Annotated in this window: 23 protein-coding genes and 2 pseudogenes; 12 read left to right on the top strand and 13 right to left on the bottom strand. The window is 62.8% G+C overall.

Features of this window, described 5'->3' with window-relative positions; translation table 11 throughout:
* The first annotated feature begins 10 nt into the window (after positions 1-10).
* Positions 11-979 (top strand): methyltransferase, encoded by a 969-nt coding sequence (locus tag GYB81_RS22370; protein ID WP_161866848.1) that lies wholly within the window; start codon positions 11-13, stop codon positions 977-979.
* A gap of 43 nt (positions 980-1,022) precedes the next feature.
* Here the strand turns inward: GYB81_RS22370 and GYB81_RS22365 are convergent, their stop codons facing one another.
* The 8 genes and pseudogenes from GYB81_RS22365 to gorA all read right to left on the bottom strand — a co-directional run bounded on the left by GYB81_RS22365 (position 1,023) and on the right by gorA (position 6,558).
* Positions 1,023-1,493, bottom strand: coding sequence for a PA2171 family ribosome-binding persister protein (locus GYB81_RS22365; RefSeq protein ID WP_161866847.1), 471 nt, complete (start codon positions 1,491-1,493; stop codon positions 1,023-1,025).
* A 78-nt stretch (positions 1,494-1,571) separates the two neighbouring features.
* Positions 1,572-1,724, bottom strand: a pseudogene (locus tag GYB81_RS22360) (con-10 family general stress protein); the annotation flags it as partial.
* 110 nt (positions 1,725-1,834) lie between these two features.
* Positions 1,835-2,689 carry an SDR family oxidoreductase gene (locus GYB81_RS22355; RefSeq protein ID WP_161866845.1) on the bottom strand — a complete coding sequence of 285 codons (855 nt, stop codon included), beginning with the start codon at positions 2,687-2,689 and terminating at the stop codon, positions 1,835-1,837.
* A 27-nt stretch (positions 2,690-2,716) separates the two neighbouring features.
* Positions 2,717-3,580: a UTP--glucose-1-phosphate uridylyltransferase GalU gene (gene galU, locus GYB81_RS22350; protein WP_024308203.1), complete on the bottom strand. Its 864-nt coding sequence runs from the start codon at positions 3,578-3,580 to the stop codon at positions 2,717-2,719.
* 144 nt (positions 3,581-3,724) lie between these two features.
* The gene (locus tag GYB81_RS22345; protein WP_161897953.1) at positions 3,725-3,892 is read right to left on the bottom strand and encodes a con-10 family general stress protein; all 168 of its coding nucleotides are present in this window, start codon (positions 3,890-3,892) and stop codon (positions 3,725-3,727) included.
* Positions 3,893-4,010: 118 nt separating this feature from the next.
* Entirely contained in the window at positions 4,011-4,460 is a 450-nt protein-coding gene (locus GYB81_RS22340) for a DUF421 domain-containing protein (protein WP_161866844.1), read from the bottom strand.
* 108 nt (positions 4,461-4,568) lie between these two features.
* Positions 4,569-5,192, bottom strand: a complete 624-nt coding sequence (locus GYB81_RS22335; RefSeq protein WP_161866843.1) for a trimeric intracellular cation channel family protein — start codon at positions 5,190-5,192, stop codon at positions 4,569-4,571.
* Between the two features lie 7 nt (positions 5,193-5,199).
* Positions 5,200-6,558: a glutathione-disulfide reductase gene (gorA, locus tag GYB81_RS22330; protein WP_161866842.1), complete on the bottom strand. Its 1,359-nt coding sequence runs from the start codon at positions 6,556-6,558 to the stop codon at positions 5,200-5,202.
* Positions 6,559-6,627: 69 nt separating this feature from the next.
* Here gorA and GYB81_RS22325 point away from each other — a divergent pair, with 69 nt between their 5' ends.
* Positions 6,628-7,050 (top strand): VOC family protein, encoded by a 423-nt coding sequence (locus GYB81_RS22325; protein WP_024308197.1) that lies wholly within the window; start codon positions 6,628-6,630, stop codon positions 7,048-7,050.
* A gap of 236 nt (positions 7,051-7,286) precedes the next feature.
* On the opposite strand, the gene galU (GYB81_RS22320) is transcribed toward GYB81_RS22325, so the two are convergent.
* Positions 7,287-8,126, bottom strand: coding sequence for a UTP--glucose-1-phosphate uridylyltransferase GalU (galU, locus tag GYB81_RS22320; RefSeq protein WP_161866841.1), 840 nt, complete (start codon positions 8,124-8,126; stop codon positions 7,287-7,289).
* Positions 8,127-8,168: 42 nt separating this feature from the next.
* Positions 8,169-9,530, bottom strand: coding sequence for a UDP-glucose dehydrogenase family protein (locus GYB81_RS22315; protein ID WP_161866840.1), 1,362 nt, complete (start codon positions 9,528-9,530; stop codon positions 8,169-8,171).
* A gap of 532 nt (positions 9,531-10,062) precedes the next feature.
* Between GYB81_RS22315 and fapA the strand changes: the two genes are divergently transcribed.
* From fapA to GYB81_RS22270, 9 genes and pseudogenes are all read left to right on the top strand, one after another.
* Positions 10,063-10,503: a functional amyloid chaperone FapA gene (fapA, locus tag GYB81_RS22310; protein WP_161866839.1), complete on the top strand. Its 441-nt coding sequence runs from the start codon at positions 10,063-10,065 to the stop codon at positions 10,501-10,503.
* A 1-nt stretch (position 10,504) separates the two neighbouring features.
* Positions 10,505-11,074, top strand: coding sequence for a fibril amyloid subunit FapB (fapB, locus tag GYB81_RS22305; protein ID WP_161866838.1), 570 nt, complete (start codon positions 10,505-10,507; stop codon positions 11,072-11,074).
* 43 nt (positions 11,075-11,117) lie between these two features.
* The gene (gene fapC, locus GYB81_RS22300) at positions 11,118-11,909 is read left to right on the top strand and encodes an amyloid-like fimbrin subunit FapC (protein WP_161866837.1); all 792 of its coding nucleotides are present in this window, start codon (positions 11,118-11,120) and stop codon (positions 11,907-11,909) included.
* Positions 11,910-11,972: 63 nt separating this feature from the next.
* Positions 11,973-12,665 (top strand): fibril amyloid maturation endopeptidase FapD, encoded by a 693-nt coding sequence (gene fapD, locus GYB81_RS22295; protein ID WP_161866836.1) that lies wholly within the window; start codon positions 11,973-11,975, stop codon positions 12,663-12,665.
* Between the two features lie 36 nt (positions 12,666-12,701).
* Positions 12,702-13,430 carry a fibril amyloid subunit FapE gene (gene fapE, locus GYB81_RS22290; RefSeq protein ID WP_161866835.1) on the top strand — a complete coding sequence of 243 codons (729 nt, stop codon included), beginning with the start codon at positions 12,702-12,704 and terminating at the stop codon, positions 13,428-13,430.
* Between the two features lie 132 nt (positions 13,431-13,562).
* Positions 13,563-14,453: pseudogene (locus GYB81_RS22285) on the top strand (hypothetical protein); the annotation flags it as partial.
* Between the two features lie 68 nt (positions 14,454-14,521).
* Positions 14,522-15,271, top strand: coding sequence for a fumarate/nitrate reduction transcriptional regulator Fnr (gene fnr, locus GYB81_RS22280; protein ID WP_161866833.1), 750 nt, complete (start codon positions 14,522-14,524; stop codon positions 15,269-15,271).
* Positions 15,272-15,634: 363 nt separating this feature from the next.
* Positions 15,635-17,428, top strand: a complete 1,794-nt coding sequence (locus tag GYB81_RS22275; RefSeq protein WP_161866832.1) for a thiamine pyrophosphate-requiring protein — start codon at positions 15,635-15,637, stop codon at positions 17,426-17,428.
* Positions 17,429-17,445: 17 nt separating this feature from the next.
* On the top strand, positions 17,446-18,420 hold the full coding sequence (locus GYB81_RS22270) for an SDR family oxidoreductase (RefSeq protein ID WP_161897952.1): 975 nt from the start codon (positions 17,446-17,448) through the stop codon (positions 18,418-18,420).
* 8 nt (positions 18,421-18,428) lie between these two features.
* Here the strand turns inward: GYB81_RS22270 and ligD are convergent, their stop codons facing one another.
* The 3 genes from ligD to GYB81_RS22255 form a co-directional block, all read right to left on the bottom strand.
* Entirely contained in the window at positions 18,429-20,957 is a 2,529-nt protein-coding gene (gene ligD / locus GYB81_RS22265) for a DNA ligase D (RefSeq protein WP_161897951.1), read from the bottom strand.
* A gap of 15 nt (positions 20,958-20,972) precedes the next feature.
* On the bottom strand, positions 20,973-21,833 hold the full coding sequence (gene ku, locus GYB81_RS22260) for a non-homologous end joining protein Ku (RefSeq protein ID WP_161866829.1): 861 nt from the start codon (positions 21,831-21,833) through the stop codon (positions 20,973-20,975).
* A gap of 93 nt (positions 21,834-21,926) precedes the next feature.
* Entirely contained in the window at positions 21,927-22,151 is a 225-nt protein-coding gene (locus GYB81_RS22255) for a PLDc N-terminal domain-containing protein (protein ID WP_115291611.1), read from the bottom strand.
* A gap of 185 nt (positions 22,152-22,336) precedes the next feature.
* On the opposite strand from GYB81_RS22255, the gene GYB81_RS22250 reads away from it, so the two are divergent.
* Positions 22,337-23,233: a DUF72 domain-containing protein gene (locus GYB81_RS22250; RefSeq protein ID WP_161866828.1), complete on the top strand. Its 897-nt coding sequence runs from the start codon at positions 22,337-22,339 to the stop codon at positions 23,231-23,233.
* The last annotated feature ends 3 nt before the right edge of the window (positions 23,234-23,236 follow it).

The following is a 23,236-nucleotide window of genomic DNA, read 5'->3' as shown; positions in this document are numbered from 1 at the left end:
GAACTCACCCATGCTCGAACAGCTCTTCGATGCTCCGCAAACCCTTGCCCTGCAGCGCCTGGGCAGTTTGCTGCGCGAACGTGACTACCACTTCGTCACTCCGACACCCCTTACCCACCAGCGGATCAATCAGCGTCCGGACAACGCGCGGGCGGAAAACCTGCGCGACGTATTCGGCTGGAGCCGTCCCTTCGCCGACGGGACGCTGGATGAGGAAATCACCCAGGCCATGCGTGACGCCCAGGTGCTGCAGCCTCATGCCCTGGGCTGGATCAGCCAGGTACGCTTTTCCAGCCTGGGCGACGAACTCTACGTCCACTCACGTTTCCCTACCGAGGAAAGCGATGCGGTGTTCTTCGGCCCCGACACCTACCGCTTCGTCCGCCTGCTGCGCGGATACCTGGCGCATGCCAATCAACCGCTGCGAAGCATCGTCGATATCGGCTGCGGCGCTGGTCCTGGTGCAATCACCGCGGCGCAGCTGCGCCCCGACGCGAAGGTCACGGCACTGGACATCAACCCCAAAGCATTGGCCATGACCGCGGTGAATGCGCGCCAGGCCGGTGTCGGCAACCTGCATGTACAGAGCAGCGACCTGCTGCGGGACGTGCAGGGCCAGTTCGATCTGATCATCGCCAACCCGCCCTATATGCTCGATCCACAACAGCGAACCTATCGTCACGGAGGTGGCAGGCATGGCGCAGGGCTGTCGTTGGCGATCTTCGATACGGCGATGGAGCGACTGGCGCCCGGCGGTACGCTGCTGCTTTATACCGGCGTGGCGATCTTTGCCGGCGAGGATCCGTTGCTCAATGCCATCCGCCTGTCTCTGCGCGACACCGGCTGGGATTGGGACTATCAGGAGATCGATCCGGATGTGTTCGGTGAGGACCTGCAGAAACCCGAATATGCCGAGGCCGAGCGCATTGCCTGCGTGGCGTTGCGGCTGACCTACCAGCCCAATCAGCGCCAGCGCTAGACCGGCGCCTGCACCACGCAGGCGCCGCGCCGGCCTCCAGGACTCAGGCTGCCTTGGTCTGAGCGCTGCTCTTCAGCGACTTGCGCAGCACTTCCATCGACTCGCCCAGCTGCTCCAGCTGCTGCTTGCTCAGCAGCTTGCGGGCCTGCGGGAACATGTCGCGCTCCTCTTCCTCGATATGGTGTTCGAGCAATTCCTTGAGCACCTTGACCCGACCGGAGAACTCGATCGTCGACGGCGGCGTTTCCTTGATGTCGGGCAGTACCAGTGCCTCCACGGCGCGGTGTTCCTCCTTGGCCTCGACGGCCAGAACGGCCTCGTCCTTGCTGCCCGCTTGCCTGAAGGCCGGGTAGAAGATCTGCTCTTCGAGCTCGGTATGGATCTTCAGTTCCTGCTCGATCTTGGCCAGCAGTTTCTTGCGCGTCTGCACCGCTCGCTCGGTGGTTTCCTCGAGCTTGCTCAGCAGGTCTTTGACGGTTTCGTGGTCCTTCTTCAGCAGTTCGATGGCGTTCATCGTCTTGCTCTCCTCAGGTCGACTAATCACATCGTTAGAAAGGCCTGGGCCCGCTAGCAGCGGGCCCAGGCGCGAGCATCACGAGTCGCGAGCGGCGTGGCTTTTCTGACCACCCTTGCGCCCGGCCTCGGATGCTCTCTGGCGGTCATTGGCGAAGTTGCCGCCGCTGTTCTTGCCGCCTTTGCGGCCGGCTTCGGCAGCCTTTTGACGATCGTTTGCGAAGTTACCCGGATTTTTGTTGGTCGCCATTGCTGGTGCCTCCTGAGAGTTTTTCGCGAGGCGTTATTGCCTCTACTTAAATTCAGGCAGGCGCTTGGCCGACTCGTTCAGGCATTTTTTCATCAGCCATTGACCACGCTGCCGCCGTTCACATGGATCATCTGCCCGGTGACATATGAGGCGTCGTTGCTGGCCAGATAGACGAAAGCCGGCGCGACTTCCGACGGCTGGCCGGGACGGCCCAGCGGCGTATCGGCACCGAATTCGGAAACCTTCTCGGCGCTGAAGGTGGACGGGATCAGAGGCGTCCAGATCGGCCCCGGAGCAACGCCATTGACGCGTATGCCACGCGGCGCCAGGTTGATCGACAAAGACCGGGTGAATGAGGTGATCGCACCTTTGGTCGAGGAATAGTCGAGCAGCATCGGGTTGCCCTTGTAGGCCGTGACCGAGCTGGTGTTGATGATGCTCGAGCCCGGCTGCAGGTGCGGCAACGCGATCTTGGTCAGGTGGAACATGGCGAAGATGTTGGTGCGGAAGGTTCGCTCCCACTGCGCCTCGTCGAGTGCTTCCAGGTTGTGCTCGGGATGTTGCTCGCCGGCATTGTTGATGAGGATGTCGATGCGTCCCCACTTGGCGATCACCGCATCGACAACGCACTGACAGAAACTGCCGTCGCCCACGTCACCCGCCAGGGCGGTGGCCTCGCCGCCATGGCGGTTCACTTCGTCGAGGGTTTTCTGCGCATCCTCGTTTTCGTCGAGATAGACCAGCGCGACCTTGGCGCCTTCCAGCGCGTAGTGCACGGCGACGGCGCGGCCGATGCCGCTGTCGCCACCGGTGATGATCGCCACCTTGCCGGTCAGCTTGCCAGCGGCGCGGTAATCGTCGGCGAGGTAGATGGGTTCGGGATGCATGGCGTGTTCGACGCCAGGTTGCCGCTCCTGATGCTGAGCGGGCAGTGTCTTGTCATTCATCTTTCACTCCTCCCTGCGGATAAGCGTTCAGACGGCCTGCAGACGCGGGCTGGCCGTCACTGGGTGAGTTTTATGGCGATTATCGAAACAGAAGTTGGTGGCCTGCACGTAGCCCTCTGCGGAGCCGCAGTCGAAGCGGCGACCCTTGAATTTGTAGGCCAGCACGCAGCCCTGCTGGGCCTGCTTCATCAGCGCGTCGGTGATCTGGATCTCGCCGCTCTTGCCCGGTTCGGTCTGCTCGATCAGCTCGAAGATATCCGGCGTGAGAATGTAGCGGCCGATGATCGCCAGGTTCGACGGCGCGTCTTCCGGGTTGGGTTTTTCCACCATCCGCTCGATGCGGAAGATGTCGTCACGCAATGCTTCGCCGGCGATCACGCCGTAACGCGACACCTCCTCCATCGGCACTTCCTGAATGGCAACGATGGAGCAACGGAACTGTTCGTAGAGCTTGACCATCTGGGTCAGCACGCCGTCGCCTTCCAGGTTCAGGCACAGGTCGTCGGCCAGCACCACGGCGAAGGCCTCGTCGCCGATCAGCGAACGGCCGGTGAGGATGGCGTGGCCGAGGCCCTTCATCTCGATCTGGCGCGTGTAGGAAAAGGTGCACTGATCGATCAGGTGGCGCACGCCGCTCAAGGATTTCTCCTTGCCGGTGTTGGAAATTTCGTGCTCCAGCTCGTAGCTGATATCGAAATGGTCTTCCAGTGAACGTTTGCCACGACCGGTAACGATGGCGATTTCATGCAGCCCGGCTTCCAATGCTTCTTCGACGCCATACTGGATCAACGGGGTGTCGACCACCGGGAGCATTTCCTTGGGCATCGACTTGGTAGCGGGAAGAAAACGGGTGCCGTAACCGGCGGCGGGGAACAAACATTTCTTGATCATGGTTCTATACCAGTTGAGTGATTCGGTAATAGAACCTGACCTATCTGAAGCGCTTGCGGTTCAAGGAATTTCGCGCGGTTGCCGTTTCGTTGAACAGGAGGGAAAGGAGGCCCGTAGCGGGCCTCCCCCAGGCTACGCAATCAATCAACTGCGGCCTCCACCGTGGCTGTTCTGGCCACCCTTGCGGCCAGCCTCGGAGGCTTTCTGACGATCATTGGCAAAATTGCCGACGCTGTTCTGGCCGCCCTTCTTGCCTGCTTCGGAAGCTTTTTCACGATCGTTGGCGAAGTTGCCAGGGTTCTTGTTGCTCATGTCGTTTCTCCTCTGTGATGGGCAAAATTGCCCGTGCACTGACTTGGAGAAAAGGCCCGGCGAGGACGTTCAGGTTAATTCTCCGCCTCGCTCGGCAATCGCTGACGAGCGGTCGTGTTCATTTCCCCTCGGGCCGCTGGATGATGGAAATCTTGCCGTTACGCTCGATGATCGCGTAGCGAATCTGGTCCAGCCGCTCCAGCCCGTTTTCGCGCGCCGACTCCATTATGTCGTCGAGCGTCAGGCGCGCCTTGTCCATACGCCACTGCATGAGCACGCCGTCTTCGACGATGATGGTCGGCGAGCCGTCGAGCAGGCGCGCCAGCCAGTCATTACGGCGCTTGAGCAATGAGGCGCCGATGTCCAGAACGATCAGGGTGGTGACCACCAGGACCATGTTGGTCACCGAAAAATCATCGCCCAGCAGCGCCTGCTGGGTGGCCTCACCGATGATCAGCAGCAGCACGAAATCGAAGGTGGTGAGTTGCGCCAATGAACGTCGACCGGACAGCTTGAACAGGATCAGCAGCACCAGGTAGATGGCGCCGGCACGCAGTACCGCATCCATGACCGTCTCCTCAGGGGTAGATGAACTGGGCCAGCTCGACCTGCTGGCCGGCTGCGTGGAGCCTCGAGTGATAAGCGCCCCGCCCCCCTCAAGGCGTAGCGATGAGGCTTACTGCCGGTCCAGCAAATGGAAGCGCGGCAGCCCGAGGTGCCAATGAATCGCGGCCAGTCGGGCGGCCAGCACCACGAACATCGCCGCTGCGGTATCCAGCCAGTGCGGTGTGTCCAGAGCGCGCAGACCGATGAAGGTCAGCGCCCCGGCGATGCAGGCCGTGGCGTAGATTTCCTTCTGGAAAATCAGCGGAATCTCGTTGCACAGCACGTCGCGAATCACCCCGCCTACCACGCCGGTCATCACCCCCATGATCACCGCAGTGCTGATCGGCGTGCCGTTCTGCAAGGCCAGCTCGGTGCCGTACACGGTGAACACGGCAAGGCCGAAGGCATCGGCGATCAGCAGGCCCTTCTCATGTATCGGCCGGGTCATGCGCACCCAGGCCACGGTGCCCAATGCCGCCAGGGAGGCGACGAGGATGTAGGTGTCGTCGCGAATCCAGCTGACCGGATGGTTGTCCAGAATCAGGTCGCGCAGCGTCCCGCCACCGAGGGCGGTGACGATGGCCATCACCAGCACGCCGAACAGGTCCATGGATTTGCGTCCGGCCATCAGCGCACCGGTGATGGCGAACACTGCCACGCCGAACAGGTCGGCGACGTAGAACAGCGTTTCCATGAGGCCCTCAGCGGCTGACCGGCGTACGTAGCGTGACGAATTCCTCGGCGGCGCTCGGGTGCACGCCGATGGTTTCATCGAAGATCTGCTTGGTCGCACCGGCCTTGAGCGCGATGGCCAGGCCCTGAACGATCTCGCCCGCCTCCGGGCCGACCATATGGCAGCCAAGCACGCGGTCGCTGTCGGCATCGACCACCAGCTTCATCAGAGTGCGCTCCGGGTTCTCGGTCAGCGTCAGTTGCATCGGGCGGAAGCGGCTCTCGAAGATCGTCACCTTGTAGCCGTCTTCGATGGCCTGTTCTTCGCTGAGGCCAACGGTGCCGATGTTCGGCAGACTGAATACCGCGGTAGGGATCATGCGGTAATCCAGCGGCCGGTATTGCTCGGGCTTGAACAGCCGGCGCGCCACGGCCATGCCTTCGGCCAGCGCGACCGGGGTCAGCTGCACGCGGCCGATCACATCGCCAAGGGCGAGTATCGAGGGCGTGGAGGTCTGGAACAGATCATCGACTTCGATGTAGCCACGCTTGTCCAGTTTGACCTCAACATTCTCCAGGCCGAGGTTGTCGAGCATCGGTCGGCGACCGGTGGCGTAGAACACGCAATCGGCCTCCAGTACCCGGCCGTCCTTTAGCGTGGCTGCGAGGCTGCCGTCGGCCTGGCGTTCGATGCTGGCGATGTCGGCATTGAACTGCAGATCCAGGCCTTTCTTGCTCAGCTCGTCGCGCAGGTGTTCACGCACCGCGCCGTCGAAGCCTCGCAGGAACAAGTCGCCGCGATACAGCAGCGAAGTCTGCGCGCCCAGGCCATGGAAGATCGAAGCGAATTCCACGGCAATATAGCCACCGCCGACCACCAGTACGCGCTTGGGCAGTTGCTTGAGGAAGAACGCCTCGTTGGAGCTGATGGCGTGCTCGCGCCCGGGGATGTCCGGAATATGGGGCCAGCCTCCGGTCGCGATGAGAATGCGCTCGGTGCTATGGCGCTCGCCATTGACCTCGACGGTGTGGGCATCGACGATGCGCGCATGACCTTCGAACAGACTGACGCCGCTGTTGGTCAACAGATTGCGGTAGATGCCATTGAGGCGCTCGATCTCGCGGTTCTTGTTGGCGATCAGCGTTGTCCAGTCAAAATTCGCTTCGCCCAGTGACCAGCCGAAACCTGCGGCCTGCTCGAAGTCCTCGGCGAAATGTGCACCGTACACCAGCAGTTTCTTCGGTACGCAACCGACGTTGACGCAGGTGCCGCCGAGGTAGCGGCTCTCGGCGACCGCGACGCGAGCACCAAAACCAGCGGCGAAACGCGCCGCACGTACGCCGCCGGAACCGGCGCCGATCACGAACAGGTCGAAGTCGTAACTCATGAGGTATCTCCTTGGCAGATGGGGAGCATACCGTAAAGGCTAGCGCTAAGCTGAAAGCAGGAGGTGGATATGCGCCCTACTCTGACTCATCTCGCCCTGCATGTTCCCGATCTCGATGCCTGCATCGCCTTCTACGCGCAGTTCTGCGGCATGCAGGTGATCCACGAACGCCCCGGCAAGGGCACGCGTATCGTCTGGATGGCCGAACCGGGCAAGGAGCATCAGTTCATCTTCGTTATCATGCCCGGCGGCCAGGACCGCAACCTGGCCGCCAACGACTACAGCCACTTCGGCTTCGCCCTGGGCAGTCGCGAGGAAGTCGACCGCATCGCCGCTCTGGCCGAGCGCGAAGGCTGCCTGATCTGGGCGCCGCGCGACGAGCCCTATCCGGTCGGTTATTACTGTGGCCTGCGTGACCCGGCCGGCAATTACGTGGAGTTCAGCTACGGTCAGCCATTAGGGCCTGGCTCCGAGGACATGCCCATCCCCTGAAATGCAAAACGCCACCCGAAGGTGTAATGCTGTTCACATCAGAAATGGTCGGACGCGATTAATCCCCTCGCCCCTTTGGGGAGAGGGTTAGGGAGAGGGGAAAACTGGCAGGTTTGCGGTGCTTTCAGCCCTCTCCCCCAGCCCCTCTCCCATAAATGGGAGAGGGGAGCCAAACTTGTGCAACCTTAAGTGAACAGCATTAACCCGAGGGTGGCGTTTCGTTGACCTGGGGCGTATCAGAACGCCTTGCCGGTCTTGTACAGATTCTCGAAGCAGAAATTGGTCGCGTCGATGTAACCCTCGGCGCTGCCGCAGTCGAAACGCTGGCCCTTGAACTTGTATGCCATCACGCAGCCCTGCTGGGCCTGGCGCATCAGCGCGTCGGTGATCTGGATCTCACCGCCCTTGCCCGGCGGAGTGCTGCGGATCAGGTCGAAGATGTCCGGGGTGAGGATGTAGCGACCGATGATCGCCAGGTTCGACGGCGCGTCCTCGGGCTTGGGCTTTTCCACCATGTTGCTGACGCGGTAGATGTCCTCGCGGATCATCTCGCCGGCGATCACACCGTACTTGGAGGTTTCGTCTCGCGGCACTTCCTGGATCGCGACGATGGAGCAGCGGAACTGGTTGTACAGCTTGACCATCTGCGCCAGCACGCTGTCACCTTCGAGGTTCAGGCACAGGTCGTCGGCCAGGACCACGGCGAAGGGTTCGTCACCGATCAGCGGCTGACCGCAGAGGATGGCGTGACCCAGGCCTTTCATTTCGACCTGACGGGTGTAGGAGAAGCTGCACTCGTCGATCAGACGGCGGATACCAACCAGGTATTTCTCCTTGTCGGTGCCCTTGATCTGGTGCTCGAGTTCATAGCTCACGTCGAAATGGTCTTCCAGCGCGCGCTTGCCGCGGCCAGTGACGATGGAGATCTGGTTGAGGCCGGCCTCCAGCGCCTCTTCGACACCGTACTGGATCAGTGGCTTGTTCACCACCGGAAGCATTTCCTTGGGCATTGCCTTGGTCGCTGGCAAGAAGCGGGTGCCGTAACCGGCAGCGGGGAACAGGCATTTCTTGATCATGGGACTCCCAGATGGGGATGGTTGGAATGCGCGTTCAGTCTATCAAGCCGCGCTGGCCTTACAACTGCCGCTTGCAGGCCGGCCGATGCCACGATAGAGAAAACCCAGTTCCGCCAGGTGTTGCGCGTCATAGATATTGCGCCCGTCGAACAGCACCGGCATACGCATGGCGCCGCGAATGCGCGGGAAATCCGGTTGGCGGAACTGCTTCCATTCGGTCACCAGCACCAGTGCATCGGCGCCCTGGATAACGGCATAAGGCGATTCGCTCAGCACCAGTTGCCCTGACTGGACGGCCTCAGGGTAGCGCGCGGCGACGGCAGCGGTGGCCGCCGGATCGCAAGCCTGCACCCTGGCCCCGGCCATCAGCAGCGCCTCGAGCAGCACCAGACTCGGTGCTTCACGCAGATCATCGGTACCGGGCTTGAACGCCAACCCCCAGAGCGCGACGACCCGACCCTGCAGGTGGCCATTGAAGTGTTCGCGCAGGGCCTGGAACAGCAGCGTCTTCTGCAGCGCATTGCGCGCCTCGACCGCGCGCAGGATACCCGGCTCGATACCCTCATGCTCGGCGGTGCGGATCAGCGCCTTGACGTCCTTGGGGAAGCACGAACCGCCGTAGCCGCAGCCGGCATAAATGAAGTGCGTGCCGATGCGCCGGTCGCTGCCGATGCCGCGGCGCACTTCCTCGATATCCACACCCAGGCGCGCGCAGATGCCGGCCATCTCGTTGATGAAGGAAATCTTGGTCGCCAGGAAGGCGTTGGCCGCGTACTTGCTGAACTCGGCAGCACGCACACCCATGCACAGCAGGCGGTCATGATTGCGCAGGAACGGCGCATACAGTCTGCGCAGCAGCTCACGCCCGCGCTCGTCATCGCAGCCGACGATGACCCGGTCGGGGCGCATGAAATCTTCGACCGCCGAGCCCTCCTTGAGAAACTCCGGATTGCTGGCAACGCCCACCCGTACGCGTTTGCCTCGACGTGCGAGCCCGGCGTTGATGCGTTGCTCGACGCGTTCGGCGGTGCCCACCGGCACGGTGGATTTGTCGACGATCAGGCAGGCGTGCTCCAGCCGCTCGCCCAGTTCATCGGCGACCGCCAGCACGTGTGAAAGGTCTGCCGAACCGTCCTCGCCACTGGGCGTGCCCACCGCGATGAAGATGACTTCGGCGCGGCGGATGCCGGCCTTGAGCTGCGAGGTGAAACCGAGCTGCCCCGCCGCCAGCTGCGCCCTGAGCAGCGCCTCCAGGCCCGGCTCGTAGATCGGTACCTCACCTTGCGCAAGCTTGGCAACGCGCTGCGGGTCGCGCTCGACGCAGACCACCTGATTGCCCATCTCCGCCAGGCAGGTCGCCGTCACCAAGCCCACGTAGCCCGCTCCTATCACACATATCTGCATCGCAGCATCCTCCTGGCGTTTGCTGCGATTGCAACCAATGGTCGTGGCAGCGATGTGAAGGAGTTGCGAAGGAATAATGACAGCCGACACAGGTCCCCAGCCGCGCATCGTCTACCGCTCTGCGCAAAAAGGGCAGGCACGCTGTCCGCCTTTGAAACATCAATGGCAGAAATGGTGTTCCGTGGCAGCTTGCCGGAGGCACTGGCGGTACCCTTATGCCAAGCGTGCTGGTAACGCCTGACAGCATGACCTGCATGGCGGGTGTCTGCGACGCCCTGCTCTGCCTCCCTGTCTCAATCCTGAGACTGTCGCGCAAACGGCTGCAAAGCCCGTGGGCAAGCGCTCCGCCCGTTAATCCAAGCCCGGATCCTATCTAGCAATTGTCTCGCGACTGCAACAACCCAAGCCCTTTGCGCCCCGCGCAAATATCTTACCCATTGAAAACAAAGAACTTTTCATTCTTGGCACGTGAAGCGCATTAACACAGTGCCAGCGCTTGAAGCAGGTTCACAGGTCTCGGGGGAGGTAAGTCATGCGCCTTTACACTCGCTATGGCAGCAAGGTGCTTCTGGTGTGCACAGCAGTCGCGCTGTCAGCGCCGCTGGCCTTGGCAGAGCCGGGGCAGATCATCATCAATCGCGACGTGCAGCCTCGCAGCGCCACACGGCCGGCGGTCGTTCCCGATCCCAGTCCCAAAACCGTGAACCCGGGCGCCATCACTACGGGCGCAATGGTCGAGTTGAGCGATGGCGACTTCGCCGGTGTCTCCACCGGCTCGGTCCTGCCGGGGCTCATGGTCGGTAATCCGCAGACCGGCAGTCCACTGCAGATCGAGCGAATGCCCTCGCAAAACCTGCCGGGCATGGGCGCCATGCATGGCGGCGCCCGAGGTTCGGAAGGAGGGATTTCCGGCCAAGTGAACCGGCCACTGCAGCAAGGGCTGCGTCCACTGCAACAGTTGGGAGGACGCTGACATGCGCAGCTTCGCACTCTTGTTGCTTGCCTGCGGGCCGCTGCTCGCCGCCGAACCGGGCACCCGTTCCCAGGTGGAGCTGCACGACAGCTTCAGGAGCTTCAGCGGCAACGCCAGCCTCAACCAGGCAGCCGGTGACGGCCACCAGCAAACCAACGTGCGGATGATCAGCATTGGCGATCAACCGACCACCAGCCTGCGGGTCGAGCAGGTCCGCGGCGTCATCGTCCTGCCCGAAGGTCTCGATGCCGCTGCCCGTATCCAGGGGCCGGCCTTCAGCCAGGCCAGCGGGATCAGTGGCATCAATCAGAGCGCCGGCATCGGCAACCAGAACATCAACGCTTTCCGGATGGCAGTCGGCGTCATCCCGGAAAGCCTCGACGACCGCGTTCTTTCTCAGAGCACGGCTATCACCTCGGCAACGCTCAGCGGCGCCACGGTAGACGGGGAAAGGATCGTCGAGATCAGCGACCAGGCCTTCTCGGGAAGCCGTGGCGTGGTGCAGCTGAACCAGAGTGCCGGCGTTGGTAATAGAACGACCAACAGCCTGAGCATACGGGTCGCGGAGTGACCCTGCTGTAGACGACACCTCAAAATCCGATAGGAGAAAGACCATGAAAAAATCGATGATCTTCAGCCCTCTCGCCCTGGCGATGACAGCAGTAATGGCCTCAGGTGCATACGCCGCCGGCCTGCCCGGCACCCATGCCAGTGGCTCGACCGCCAGCGTCAACGACACGCAGCACAACTACAACAACCAGGTGCTTAACAAGGAAACCAAGAACACCGCGTCTATCGAAGGCTCGCTCAACGGCGCTACCGGCAACGTAGGTGCGAACGTGGCTGCCGGCGACAACAACCAGCAGGCCAACGCTGCGGCAATCGCCACCGCCGATGCACTGTTCGTCTTCGGCCAGTACCTGGGGCAGGAAGCCAGCGCCAGCATCGGTGTGACCCAGAAAGCCCATGACAACGATCTGGTCAACTATGGCAACCCCAACTCGGCCAGCCTGAACGACGCGGGTAATGGCGCGCAGGGCAACGTAGGGATGAACGTCGCCGCTGGCAACTTCAACCAGCAGAAGAACGACCTGTCGATCGCCTCTTCCGAGCAGGCCACCACCGCCACCGCGTCAGTGAACATGCTGCAGGAGTCCCACGGCAACTTCACCGAGAACAAGATCGGCGACGTCTATGAGGTCGCAGCCGATCTCAAGGGCGTATCCAGCGGCCTGGGCTGGTTCCCTGTCCCGCAGAAACCGCAAACCCCGGTGGTCAACACTGCGTCGATCAGTGCCTCGCTCAACAACGCGTCCGGCAACGTCGGCGTGAACGTAGCAGCCGGCGGTGGCAACCAGCAGAGCAATGCTCTGGCGATCGCCGCAGGATGCAATGCCTGTCGCTAAGCAGCGGTTGAAACGGACGGGGCCGGCGCCGCCGAGCCCCGTCCATCTTTCGAGATCGACGCCATGAACAACCTGGCCTGGCTGTTGAGCATCATCCTTCTGCTGAGCAACGTACACGAGGCATACGCTGCGGAAATCCGCTTCGCCGCGCTACCCGGTGGCAACCTCGCCTACAAGCAGGTCGTCAGCATTCGCGAACGCCGCTTTCAGGATCTGGTGGAACAGAAGACCGACTTTTCCTGCGGTGCCGCCGCCATGGCCACCATCCTCAACAAGGCCTATGGCTGGAATCTGGAAGAAGACGATGTGATTCGCGGCATGCTCGCCAACGCCGACCCGGAGGTCGTGCGCACCCAGGGTTTCTCCATGCTCGACATGAAGCGCTACGCCGAAAGCCTTGGCCTGCGCGCCCGTGGTTACCGTATCGAGCCGGACAAACTTGAGGGCCTCAGGGTGCCTAGCATCGTTCTGCTCGATGTACGCGGCTACAAACACTTCGTCATTCTGCAGCGGACCTTCAAGGGCTACGTCTATCTCGGCGATTCGGTGCTCGGGCACAAGAAGATGCCGCTCGACGAATTCACCAGGGGCTGGAACGGCATCATCTTCGCCCTCATCGGCCCTGGCTACGACCGCAACAACGCGCTGCTCTCGCCGCCGGAACCTTTGACGGCGAGAACCCGGATTCACACCTTCAGCCCGGTCAAAGACGCCGAGCTGATGGATTTCGGCTTCATCCAGAGCGATTTCTTCTAGATCAAGACGGGCGAGACTGACCCAAGGCGGGCGGCGATGAAAAAGCGAACCTGGTGCCTATCGGCACTTCTGGCACTCAGCCTGCCACTCAGTGCCAGCGAGATGTTCAGACCAACCGAGCTGAGCGATGGCGAGCTGGCGCAGTTGCGCGGCCGCTACGTTCTCCCCGACCGCATCATCAGTTTCGGCGTGGTGATGACCTCCACCTGGGAAAACGCCGCCGGCCAGGTCATCGGCGCCCAAGTTGGCATGAGCATGTCTGCCGGCCAGCCACAACCGGTGCTCTACGCCATGCCCATCGAGGCAGCCGGAAACGGTGGGACGGTAGTTGCAGGCAACGGCCAGGTCCTGGGTGGGGCCGGCCTGGATGGCGTAAGGGGCATCGTCCAGAGCGTACGCGTGGCCGGCGATGGCAATCAGGGCGAGAACGGTATGGAAATTCGTATTTCCAGCGGCCCCAGCGGCGAAGTGCCCAGTGGCGCGCAGGCCTGGAGCAACGGTCAGGTGTGGAGCAACGACGCCGGAACCGTGCGCCTTTCCAGCCAGAACGGCGGCCTGGCCATCGCCATCCAGGCCGGCAATGGCCAGGGTATCGCTAACCAGCAGCTCGGTGCCGGCGGCATGGGGCAGCACAGCGCCATCGGCGGCAATCTGAACACCGTACGCAACCTCGCCAGCCTCGATATCCGCCTGCGCGACCTGTCCGGCTCGGTCGACCTGCGCGGTTGCCTGGACCAGCTTCGGGTCCTGAATCCAACCCGCTGATTCATGAGGAGTACAAGGCACATGGTTCCATGCAGAAAGCTCGCATTGCTTCCACTAGCTGTGGCTCTGAGCCTGCCGGCGCTGGGGGCCTCCGATGATCCTCAGGTACAGGCCCTGCTCGATGAGCTGCGCATGCTCAAGGAGCGCTATCAGGTGCAGCAGAACGCACTGATGGTGATGGAACAACGCCTGCGACAGATCGAGGAACGGGGCCAGAGCGGCGGCGCCGGCACGCAGATCGCCCAGGCTGGCAGTGCCGGCAGCGGCTACGGCACCCAGCTGCGGGAAAACGCCGAGCCGCCTGCGAGTGTCGAGGCCCTGTATCAGGAGGCCAGTGGCTTCTTCGGCAGTGGCACGTTCAGCATCGAACCGGGCATCACCTATAGCCATTACGACTCACGCCAGCTTTTCCTGAACGGTTTCCTCGCCCTGGACGCGATCTTCCTGGGCAACCTGGGCGTGGACCAGATCAATGCCGACACCTATACCTTCGATCTCACTGGTCGCTACAACTGGGGCAACCGTTGGCAGCTGGACGTCAACACCCCCTGGATCTATCGCGAAACCACCTACCAGTCGGCTGGTGCAGGCGGCTCATCGGCCCAGATCAGCGAAGCCACGGTGAATACCGGGCCACGTCTTGGGGATGTCAGTGCCGGCATTTCCTACAAGTTCCTCGGACGCCCCGATGCAGTGCTCAGCCTCAGAGTCAAAGCGCCGACCGGGGTGGAGCCCTATGGCATCAAGCTCGATCCGGTGCCGGGCAACAACAACCTCAACGTGCCCGAGGACCTGCCCACCGGTAACGGCGTCTGGTCGGTGACACCCGGTATTGCCCTGGTCAAGACCATGGATCCTGCGGTGGTTTTCGGCAATCTTTCCTACACCTACAACCTCAAGGAAAGCTTCGACGACATAAGCCCGCAGCGCGGCGCGAAGGTGCCGGGCGAAGTACGACTCGGCAACTGGTTCCAGCTGGGTGTTGGTGTGGCTTTCGCCCTGAACGAGCGTGCCAGCATGTCGAAATGCCAGGACGTCTGTAACATCTTCTTATACATTTAGCGTCCTCCGTCTTCAGAAAGGCTTCTGTGATGGTTGACAGTCAGATCGATGGCGCTCACGCGTCGCGCTCCATTCACGTTACCTGTCAGGGTTGCGCCCTGACCCGCCAGTGTCTTCCATTCAATCTCGACGAGAACGACCTCGGCCGCTTCGACGGCATCGTCAAGCGTGCCCGGCCGCTGCACCAGCACGAGTACCTGATTCGTGCTGGTGATCCGGTGCAGCACGTCTATGCGTTGCGCTCCGGTGCCTTGAAAAGCTATCTGCTGAGCCCGGACGGTATCGACCAGGTCACCGGTTTTCATTTTCCCGGCGAGCTCATAGGCCTGGACGCCCTGGGTGGACAGCGACATCCCAGCTACGCGGTGGCGCTGGAAACCTCGATGATCTGCGCCATTCCAATCAACAAACTGGAAGAACTGGCCGGACAAATCCCAGTCCTGCGCAAACAGCTACTGCGAACACTTGGCCGGGAAATCCACGAGGAGCACGAGCATTACGGCCGCGTGCGCGAAAGCGCTGAACAGCGCTTGGTCGCCTTTTTGCTCAACCTCTCGGAGCGTTACAGCAGGCGCGGACTTTCTGCTGCCACCTTCGCCCTACCGATGAGCCGCCGAGACATAGCCAACTATCTGGGCCTGACTACCGAGACGGTCAGCCGGCTATTCACGCGTTTTCGTGATCTGAACCTGATTGCTGGCAACGGGCATGAGGTGCAGTTGCAGGATATTCGTGCATTGCGCCAGCAGGGAAAGACCGAAGGCGTAGCCTCTCTCTAGAAGCTGCTTACCGGTAGACCTCACGGCAAGTTGGGCACGTGGCGTTCAAACGGTCTAAACGAAGTGACACTTCTACGTTTTTGCTGGGCTCGCTCGCCTGGATCGGAGCCACCAAACGACTCCCCCGGTGCGCCGCAGCAGTACGTGCTGCCACGTGGTGCTACGCCTGTTTGCCACATCGCTGCACTTTAATCATTCGCGCCTTACCTGCATGACCGCAGGTCAATCAGTAGAAACTTCCCGCCGCTTCCTCACGTCCACCCTATTCGAGCGGTCATGCAGAGCGCTAGCGTGGCTTGTCGCCTCTGACGCGCACACGCTCGTCCTGCCTGGTCCACAGTCTGATCGCAACGGAGGGTATCCATGGCCACGACAGTCGGAGATTTCATCGTCGAGCGGCTTTACCAGTGGGGTGTACGGCGTATCTACGGGTATCCCGGGGACGGCATCAACGGTGTGTTCGGCGCACTCAACCGGGCCGATGGAAAGATCCGTTTCATCCAGGCCCGCCACGAAGAGATGGCCGCCTTCATGGCTGCGGCCGATGCCAAGTTCTCCGGCCAGCTGGGGGTCTGCATCGCTACCTCGGGGCCCGGCGCGACCCATCTGCTGACCGGCCTCTACGATGCACGTATGGATCATATGCCGGTGCTGGCAATTACCGGCCAGCAGGCGCGTACCGCACTCGGCGGGCATTACCAGCAGGAGCTGGACCTGGTCTCGGTGTTCAAGGACGTCGCCGGCGCCTTCGTCCAGCAGGCCAGCGCACCGGCGCAGGTGCGTCATCTGATCGACCGCGCCATCCGCACCGCCATCGGTGAGCGCCGGGTGACGGCGATCATCCTGCCCAATGATCTGCAGGAGGCCGAGTACGCCGAGCCACCGCACAAGCACGGCACCGTGCACAGCGGCATCGGCTACAGCCACCCGCGCGTCGTGCCCTATGAAGCGGATCTGCAGCGCGCTGCCGAAGTGCTCAACAGCGGCAAGAAGGTCGCCATACTGGTAGGCGCCGGGGCGCTGAATGCCAGTGATGAGGTCTTCGAAGTGGCGCAGAAACTCGGCGCCGGGGTGGCCAAGGCGCTGCTGGGCAAAGCCGTGCTGCCTGACGAGTTGCCCTGGGTCACCGGCTCCATCGGCCTGCTCGGTACGGTGCCGAGCTACAAGATGATGGAGGAATGCGACACGCTGCTGATGATCGGTTCCGGCTTCCCCTACTCCGAGTTCCTGCCCGCAGAAGGACAGGCGCGTGGCGTGCAGATCGACATCCAGCCCGACATGCTCAGCCTGCGCTATCCGATGGAGGTCAATCTGCAGGGCGATGCCGCCGAGACCCTTCGTGCCCTGCTGCCCCTGCTGGAGGCCAAGCAGGACGACAGCTGGCGCACCACCATCGAGGCGTGGCGCAGCGACTGGGATCAGACTCTGGAAAGCCGCGCCATGGTCTCGGCCAACCCGATCAACCCGCAGCGGGTGGTCTACGAGCTGTCGCCACGGCTGCCGGAGCGCGCCGTGGTCACCTGCGACTCCGGCTCCTGCGCCAACTGGTATGCCCGCGATCTGAAGATTCGCCGCGACATGCTCTGCTCGCTGTCCGGCGGCCTGGCCTCGATGGGCGCGGCGGTGCCTTATGCCATCGCCGCCAAGTTCGCCCACCCGGACCGTCCGGTGGTCGGCCTGGTGGGTGACGGCGCCATGCAGATGAACAACCTGGCTGAGCTGATCACCGTGGCCAAGTACTGGCGCGAGTGGGAGAACCCGCAATGGGTGCTCGCAGTGTTCAACAATCAGGACCTCAATCAGGTCACCTGGGAGCAGAGGGTGATGGAAGGCGACCCGAAATTCGAGGCTTCGCAGAACATCCCCGACGTGCCCTACCACGCTTTCGCCAACTCCATCGGCCTGCTCGGCCTGTTGATCGAGCGTGAAGAGGATGTCGGCCCGGCCTGGGAGCAGGCTCTCGCTGCAGATCGCCCGGTGTTGCTGGAATTTCGCACCGACCCGGATGTCCCACCATTGCCGCCGCATATCAGCCTGGAGCAGGCCAAGCAGTTCGCCTCCACCCTGCTGCAGGTCGACCCGGACCAGCGCGGCATCCTTGCGCAAACCGCCAAGCAATTGTTCGGTTCGCTGCTGCCGGGTAAGCACAAGAAGTGATCCTCGAGGCTGTTTGAATGAAAAAAGACGATTGCCCGGTGGTGGTGATCTGCGGGGCCAGCGCCGGTGTCGGCCGGGCCACTGCGCATGCTTTCGCTGCCGCGGGCTATGCCGTCGGCTTGCTGGCCCGCAGCGACGAAGGGCTGGCAGCGGCGACATCGGAGCTGGAAGCCTATGCCACGCCGACCGTGGCGATCAGCGCGGACGTGGCCGATGCCAATGCCCTGGCGCTGGCGGCGCAACGTTTCGAGGCCGAGCTCGGCCCCATCGACGTCTGGGTCAATTCGGCGATGGTCACGGTGTTCGCTGCGATCGAGCAGTTGACGCCGGAGGAGATCAGGCGCGTTACCGAGGTGACCTACCTCGGCGCCGTACATGGCACCCTGGCGGCGCTGCCCCTGATGCGCGCACGGAATCGCGGCGTGATCATCCAGGTCGGTTCGGCACTCGCCTATCGCGCCATCCCTCTGCAGTCGGCCTATTGCGCAGCGAAGTTCGCGCTGCGCGGTTTTACCGACTCGCTACGCTGCGAACTCATTCACCAGCGCAGCGAGGTCAAGGTCTGCATGGTGCAGCTGCCGGCGATCAATACGCCGCAGTTCGACTGGGCGCGCAACAAACTGGGTCAACGCATGCAACCCGTGCCGCCCATTCATGACCCCGGTGTCGCAGCGCGCGCCATTCTCAGCGTCGCGAGCGCACCTCCACGGGAACTCTGGGTCGGCCTGCCCACCCTCAAGGCCATCATCGGCAATCAGTTCTTTCCGGGCCTGCTCGACCGACTCCTGGCGCGGCGTGCCTGGCAAGGCCAGCTAAGCGAGGGCCAGACAGATCCTGCAGGCGACAACCTCTTTCACAGCGTCGATGGCCTGCATGAGGTGCAAGGACGCTTTACCCGCAGGTCGCGCGGGCATGCATTGGCGTTGAGTTCAGCGCGGGTGACCGCCCTGCGGGGAACCTGCGCGGTCTTGCTGGTCCTGCTGCTTATCTGATCCGTCAATCATGGCGCCTCGGCGCCGAGCCGGTCCCACATGGCGCGCGTCAGGCGCTGGCGGTTGGCGTAGCCGGTCCAGGGGTCCTGGCGCAGCCCGTCCAGGCGTTGCTGCAGGTTGGCGACCGTCCACTGCTGGGCACTGCGCAGGCCGTCCAGTTCGTCCCGGGCGATCGGCACCGAAACCGGCAGGCCGGGCCGCGCGCGCACCGAATAGGCCGATACCGTACTGGCACCGCGGCCGTTGCGCAGATAGTCGATGAAGATTTTCCCCACCCGATTCTTCGGCCCCGAGGTCGCGGTGAAGCGCTCGGGTAGCTGCCTGGCCATGAACTGCGCCAGGGCCTTGGCGAAGCCCTTGACCGTATCCCAATCGGCGTGCCGGGCAAGCGGCACGATGATGTGCATGCCTTTGCCACCGCTGGTCTTGAGAAATGCCTGCAGACCCAGCTCGTCGAGCACGCTCAGGGTCAGCCGGGTCGCCTCCAGCATGCTGCGCCACGGCAGCGCCGGGTCCGGGTCGAGATCGAGCACGAAATGATCGGGCGTTTCGATGCGGTCGCTGGTAGCGCCCCAGCGGTGGAACTCGATGCAGCCCATCTGCGCTGCACCGACCAGGGCCGGCACGCTGTCGATTTCCATCAACCGCGCGTGGCCGGGGTCCAGCTTGGGATCGAGATGCTTGATGTTGGGGATCGCCAGGCGCTCGGCATGCTTCTGGAAGAATTGTTCTCCCTCTACCCCGTCCGGCGCCCGCACCAGCGAGACTGGCCGTTTGCGCAGATACGGCAGCAACCACACGGCGATATCCGCGTAGAACTGAGCGAGCTGCAGTTTCGTGGTGCCGCTGTCCGGGTCGATCACCCGCTGCGGATTGCTGATCGGCACCCCGGACACTACCGGCTTGGTGGATGACTTGCGCGAACTTTTGGCCTTCTTGGTCTGTTTCTCCGCTGCAGCGCCTGGCGCACGCGGATGCTCACGAACGATCTGCGCCGCCGGCTTGTCACTACGCAAGGCGATGAAGCTGGCCTGGCGCACGATGCCTTCACGCGTCCATTCGGCGAACTCGACCTCGCCGACCAGTTGCGGCTCGACCCAGCTCACACCGCGGGCCTGGGCGGCGGTCAGTTTCCGCTCCAGTGGCGACTCCTCTCGCCCCAGCTTGCGCAACTGCTCATGCAGGGCCTTGAGCGAGGCTTCCCCGAACCCGGTGCCGACCCGCCCGGCATAGCGCAGCCCGCCCGCCTCGTTCACCGCCAACAGCAGCGCGCCAAAGCCGCTGCGACTGCCCTGCGGCTTGGTGTAACCGACGATGACGAACTCCTGGCGCAGACGGCATTTGAGCTTGATCCAGTCGGCGCTGCGGCGCGACACGTAGAGGCTGCCCGAGCGCTTGCCGATGACGCCTTCCAGCGACATGGCGCAGGCGCTCTCGACGATGTCCCGGTGATGCGCGGTGAAGGCCTCCGAAAAACGCAGCGGGCTGCGCCGCGTGCTGCCCAATGCAGTCTTGAGTTGGGCGCGCCGAGTTTCCAGGGGCACCTCGCGCATGTCTTCGCCGTTGAGAAACGGCGCATCGAACAGGTAGTAGATGAGATCGTGGCTGCGGCCGATATCGAAGGCATTCTGCAGTTGCTGGAAGTCCGGCAGACCTTGCTCATTGAGTGCCACGACCTCTCCGTCCAGCCAGCTATCGCTCAGGCCCAGCTTGGCCAAAGCCTTGGCCTGCTGCGGCAGGCGCTCCGTCCAGTCATGGCCATTGCGGGTGAACAGACGCACCTCATCGCCGCGCACCCGCGCCAGGATGCGGTAACCGTCGAACTTCACCTCATACAGCCAGTCGCCTTCGGGCGGACGCTCGGCCAGGGTCGCCAGTTGCGGCGCCAGGCTGTCTGGGAACGCCGTCTGGGCCTTGCGAATTTTTGCCGGCTTGGCGGCCGCCTTGCGCTTGGTCACCTTGCTCGGGCCTCCGACCAGAGCGCCGCTGATCACGCTTTGCGGCTGTGCCTCGATGATGTCGTATTCGTCGCCGGGGCGCGCGGTGTCGTCGCGCTCCTTGATCAGCAGCCACTGCTCCTTGTCGCCGCTGCCGCGCAGCCGGGTGCGCACCAGCGTCCAGTCACCGGCCAGTTTCTCGCCCACCAGAGTGAACTTGAGCTTGCCGGCCTGGTAGGCAGCCGCCGGGTCGCCCTGGGGCTGCCAGATGCCATGGTCCCAGACGATCACGTCGCCCGCGCCGTAGTTACCTTCGGCGATGCTGCCCTCGAAACTGGCGTAATCCAGCGGATGGTCTTCGACGTGCACTGCCAGACGCTTTTGCGTCGGGTCCAGGCTCGGCCCCTTGGGCACCGCCCAGCTCTTCAGGGTGCCGTCCAGCTCCAGGCGAAAGTCGTAGTGCAGGCGACGCGCATCGTGCTTCTGCACCACGAAGCGCAGCGCACCGGCCTTGATGCGGCGCTTGCGCGGTTGCTCGCGCGGTTCGCTGGTCTGCTCGAAATTGCGTTTGCGGTTGTATTCGCTCTGCGCTCTGGCCATGGTCGGGATCCCGGCTTATTTGCGTGCAGTCTTGGGGCTCTTGCGGGGCGTGCTGGCCTTGGGCTTGGCTTTCGACTTGCTGTCGGGCTTGCCACCCAGGCTGCGCTTGAGCAGTTCGGTGAGGTCGATGACATCGGCACTGCGCCGCTGCTCTTCGCCTTCAACCCGCTCGACGTTCTCGATCTTGCCGGCCTTGGCCTTCTTCTCCACCAGCGCCATGATGCGGTCCTGGAAGCTGTCCTGATACTCCTCGGGCTGCCAGTCGGCGCTCATGTCCTTGATCAGGCGCTTGGCCATGTCCAGCTCGCTCTTGGCCAGCTTGGGCTTGGTTACCGAGTCATCCAGTTCCAGCGTTTCCAGCCCGCGCACTTCACTCGGCCAGCGCAGGATCACCAGCACCATGGCCGAGTCGATCGGCATCAGCGCCGCGAGATGCTGTCGGGTGTGCAGCACCACATGAGCCAGGGCCACCTTGTCGGTGCTGCTCAGCGCTTCGCGCAGCAGCGCATAGACCTTCTCCCCGCGGCGGTCAGGGGCCAGGTAGTACGGCTTGTCGATGTGCTGCAGAGGTATCTGCACGCTGTCGACGAAGGCGAAGATATCGATGGTCTGCGTCGACTTGGGGTGCGCTTCGCGAATCTCCTCCTCGCTGAGCACCACATAGCGGCCTTTCTCGTAGGCCACACCCTTGACGATGTTTTCCTTGCTCACTTCCTTGCCGGTGACCTTGTTCACCCGCTTGTAGCCGACCGGGTCCATGCTGCGCTTGTCTAGCCAGTCGAAGTCCACGCCCTGGGTCGAAGTCGCCGTCACCAGGGCAACAGGAATATGAACCAGACCGAAGCTGATGGCGCCTTTCCAGATAGCCCTAGGCATGGCGTTCCTCTCCGTACTGGACGGGGCCGGCGCATATGGCTGGCCCCGTCGAACTCTCAACGGTCATCTGACCTCCTCTTCTCGCCTTTGCTTTTACTTGCTGTGCTCCGGCGAGGACGGCGGCGGGCTCATGCCGCGCGGCCCGAACAGGCCCCACAGGCCCAATCCCAGTATCGGGAACAGTACGATCAGCAGCGACCAAAGGGCTTTCGTCTCTACCCCCTTGTCGCTGCGGAAGACGCTGACGATGGCCCACAGGTCGAGCAGGATGATGATCACGCCAAGTGCAATGAATAGCAGACTGAGTTCACCGGACATCTCGAAATTCCTCCGCGCAGGTCCATACAGTTGTGGCCGCGCCCAAAGCCTGCGGTTCAGAGAAAATTCACTCGAATGACCGGCATCGGCCAGGTATCGAAAGACAGATGCCAGCTGCGAGGTGATGCCATGACCTTTTTCTTCCTATCCCCACAGCACCGCCCCCGCCTGCGGGAGATAGCGCCATGAGCGATATTCGCATCGGCATTTCCGGCTGGCGTTACGCGCCCTGGCGCGGCGACTTCTACCCCAAGGGCCTGGTCCAGCGGCGCGAACTGGAATTTGCCTCGCGCGAGGTGAACAGCATCGAGATCAACGGCTCGTTCTACGGCCTGCAGACACCCGAGCGTTACAGCAAGTGGGCAGCGCAGACGCCGGAGGACTTCGTCTTCAGCGTCAAGGCGCCGCGTTTCATCACCCATGTGCGTCGTCTGGTCGACATCGACGAACCGCTGGCCAACTTCTTCGCGTCCGGCCTGCTGAGCCTTAAGGAAAAACTCGGCCCCATCCTCTGGCAGTTCCCGCCCAGCTTCCGCTTCGACGAAGCGCTCTTCGCCGAGTTCGTCGCCAAGCTGCCGGCCGATACCGACCAGGCCCGCAGCCTTGCCCGTCATGCCTCCGCCCGTCTGCATGTTGCCGGCTACCTGGACGCGGCAGCGGATCGCCCATTACGCCATGCCGTGGAAATCCGCAATGCCAGTTTCTGCGATCCGGCGTTCATCAAACTGCTACGCCAGCACGGCATCGCCCTGGTGGTGGCGGACACAGCGGGTAAATGGCCTTATGCGGAGGACATTACCGCCGACTTCCTCTATCTGCGCCTGCACGGCGATGCCGAACTCTATGTCAGCGGGTATTCGCCTGAAGCCCTGCAGCATTGGCAGCAGCGCATCGAAACCTGGACAGCCGGAGGCCAACCCCACGATGCCCGGCTGATCGACCAGGCACACAAACCCCGCCGAACGCCGCGCGATCTTTACTGCTACTTCGATAACGACGTGAAGGTGCGAGCGCCCTACGATGCGCGCGATCTCCAGCAACGGCTGGAGCGAAGCGCAGGAGCTGGCCAGGACTCAGGCTGACTC

Origin of the sequence: Pseudomonas yangonensis (genome assembly GCF_009932725.1) — a bacterium.
GTDB lineage: Bacteria > Pseudomonadota > Gammaproteobacteria > Pseudomonadales > Pseudomonadaceae > Aquipseudomonas > Aquipseudomonas yangonensis.
The sequence above is the reverse complement of the archived record's forward strand: the minus strand, read 5'-3'. Positions and strand labels throughout refer to the sequence as shown.

Coding starts and splice junctions, on each gene's coding strand:
- GYB81_RS22370 (WP_161866848.1), top strand. CDS start 11: ATGCTCGAACAGCTCTTCGATGCTCCGCAAACCCTTGCCCTGCAGCGC.
- GYB81_RS22365 (WP_161866847.1), bottom strand. CDS start 1,493: ATGAACGCCATCGAACTGCTGAAGAAGGACCACGAAACCGTCAAAGAC.
- GYB81_RS22355 (WP_161866845.1), bottom strand. CDS start 2,689: ATGAATGACAAGACACTGCCCGCTCAGCATCAGGAGCGGCAACCTGGC.
- galU (WP_024308203.1), bottom strand. CDS start 3,580: ATGATCAAGAAATGTTTGTTCCCCGCCGCCGGTTACGGCACCCGTTTT.
- GYB81_RS22345 (WP_161897953.1), bottom strand. CDS start 3,892: ATGAGCAACAAGAACCCTGGCAACTTCGCCAACGATCGTGAAAAAGCT.
- GYB81_RS22340 (WP_161866844.1), bottom strand. CDS start 4,460: ATGGATGCGGTACTGCGTGCCGGCGCCATCTACCTGGTGCTGCTGATC.
- GYB81_RS22335 (WP_161866843.1), bottom strand. CDS start 5,192: ATGGAAACGCTGTTCTACGTCGCCGACCTGTTCGGCGTGGCAGTGTTC.
- gorA (WP_161866842.1), bottom strand. CDS start 6,558: ATGAGTTACGACTTCGACCTGTTCGTGATCGGCGCCGGTTCCGGCGGC.
- GYB81_RS22325 (WP_024308197.1), top strand. CDS start 6,628: ATGCGCCCTACTCTGACTCATCTCGCCCTGCATGTTCCCGATCTCGAT.
- galU (WP_161866841.1), bottom strand. CDS start 8,126: ATGATCAAGAAATGCCTGTTCCCCGCTGCCGGTTACGGCACCCGCTTC.
- GYB81_RS22315 (WP_161866840.1), bottom strand. CDS start 9,530: ATGCAGATATGTGTGATAGGAGCGGGCTACGTGGGCTTGGTGACGGCG.
- fapA (WP_161866839.1), top strand. CDS start 10,063: ATGCGCCTTTACACTCGCTATGGCAGCAAGGTGCTTCTGGTGTGCACA.
- fapB (WP_161866838.1), top strand. CDS start 10,505: ATGCGCAGCTTCGCACTCTTGTTGCTTGCCTGCGGGCCGCTGCTCGCC.
- fapC (WP_161866837.1), top strand. CDS start 11,118: ATGAAAAAATCGATGATCTTCAGCCCTCTCGCCCTGGCGATGACAGCA.
- fapD (WP_161866836.1), top strand. CDS start 11,973: ATGAACAACCTGGCCTGGCTGTTGAGCATCATCCTTCTGCTGAGCAAC.
- fapE (WP_161866835.1), top strand. CDS start 12,702: ATGAAAAAGCGAACCTGGTGCCTATCGGCACTTCTGGCACTCAGCCTG.
- fnr (WP_161866833.1), top strand. CDS start 14,522: ATGGTTGACAGTCAGATCGATGGCGCTCACGCGTCGCGCTCCATTCAC.
- GYB81_RS22275 (WP_161866832.1), top strand. CDS start 15,635: ATGGCCACGACAGTCGGAGATTTCATCGTCGAGCGGCTTTACCAGTGG.
- GYB81_RS22270 (WP_161897952.1), top strand. CDS start 17,446: ATGAAAAAAGACGATTGCCCGGTGGTGGTGATCTGCGGGGCCAGCGCC.
- ligD (WP_161897951.1), bottom strand. CDS start 20,957: ATGGCCAGAGCGCAGAGCGAATACAACCGCAAACGCAATTTCGAGCAG.
- ku (WP_161866829.1), bottom strand. CDS start 21,833: ATGCCTAGGGCTATCTGGAAAGGCGCCATCAGCTTCGGTCTGGTTCAT.
- GYB81_RS22255 (WP_115291611.1), bottom strand. CDS start 22,151: ATGTCCGGTGAACTCAGTCTGCTATTCATTGCACTTGGCGTGATCATC.
- GYB81_RS22250 (WP_161866828.1), top strand. CDS start 22,337: ATGAGCGATATTCGCATCGGCATTTCCGGCTGGCGTTACGCGCCCTGG.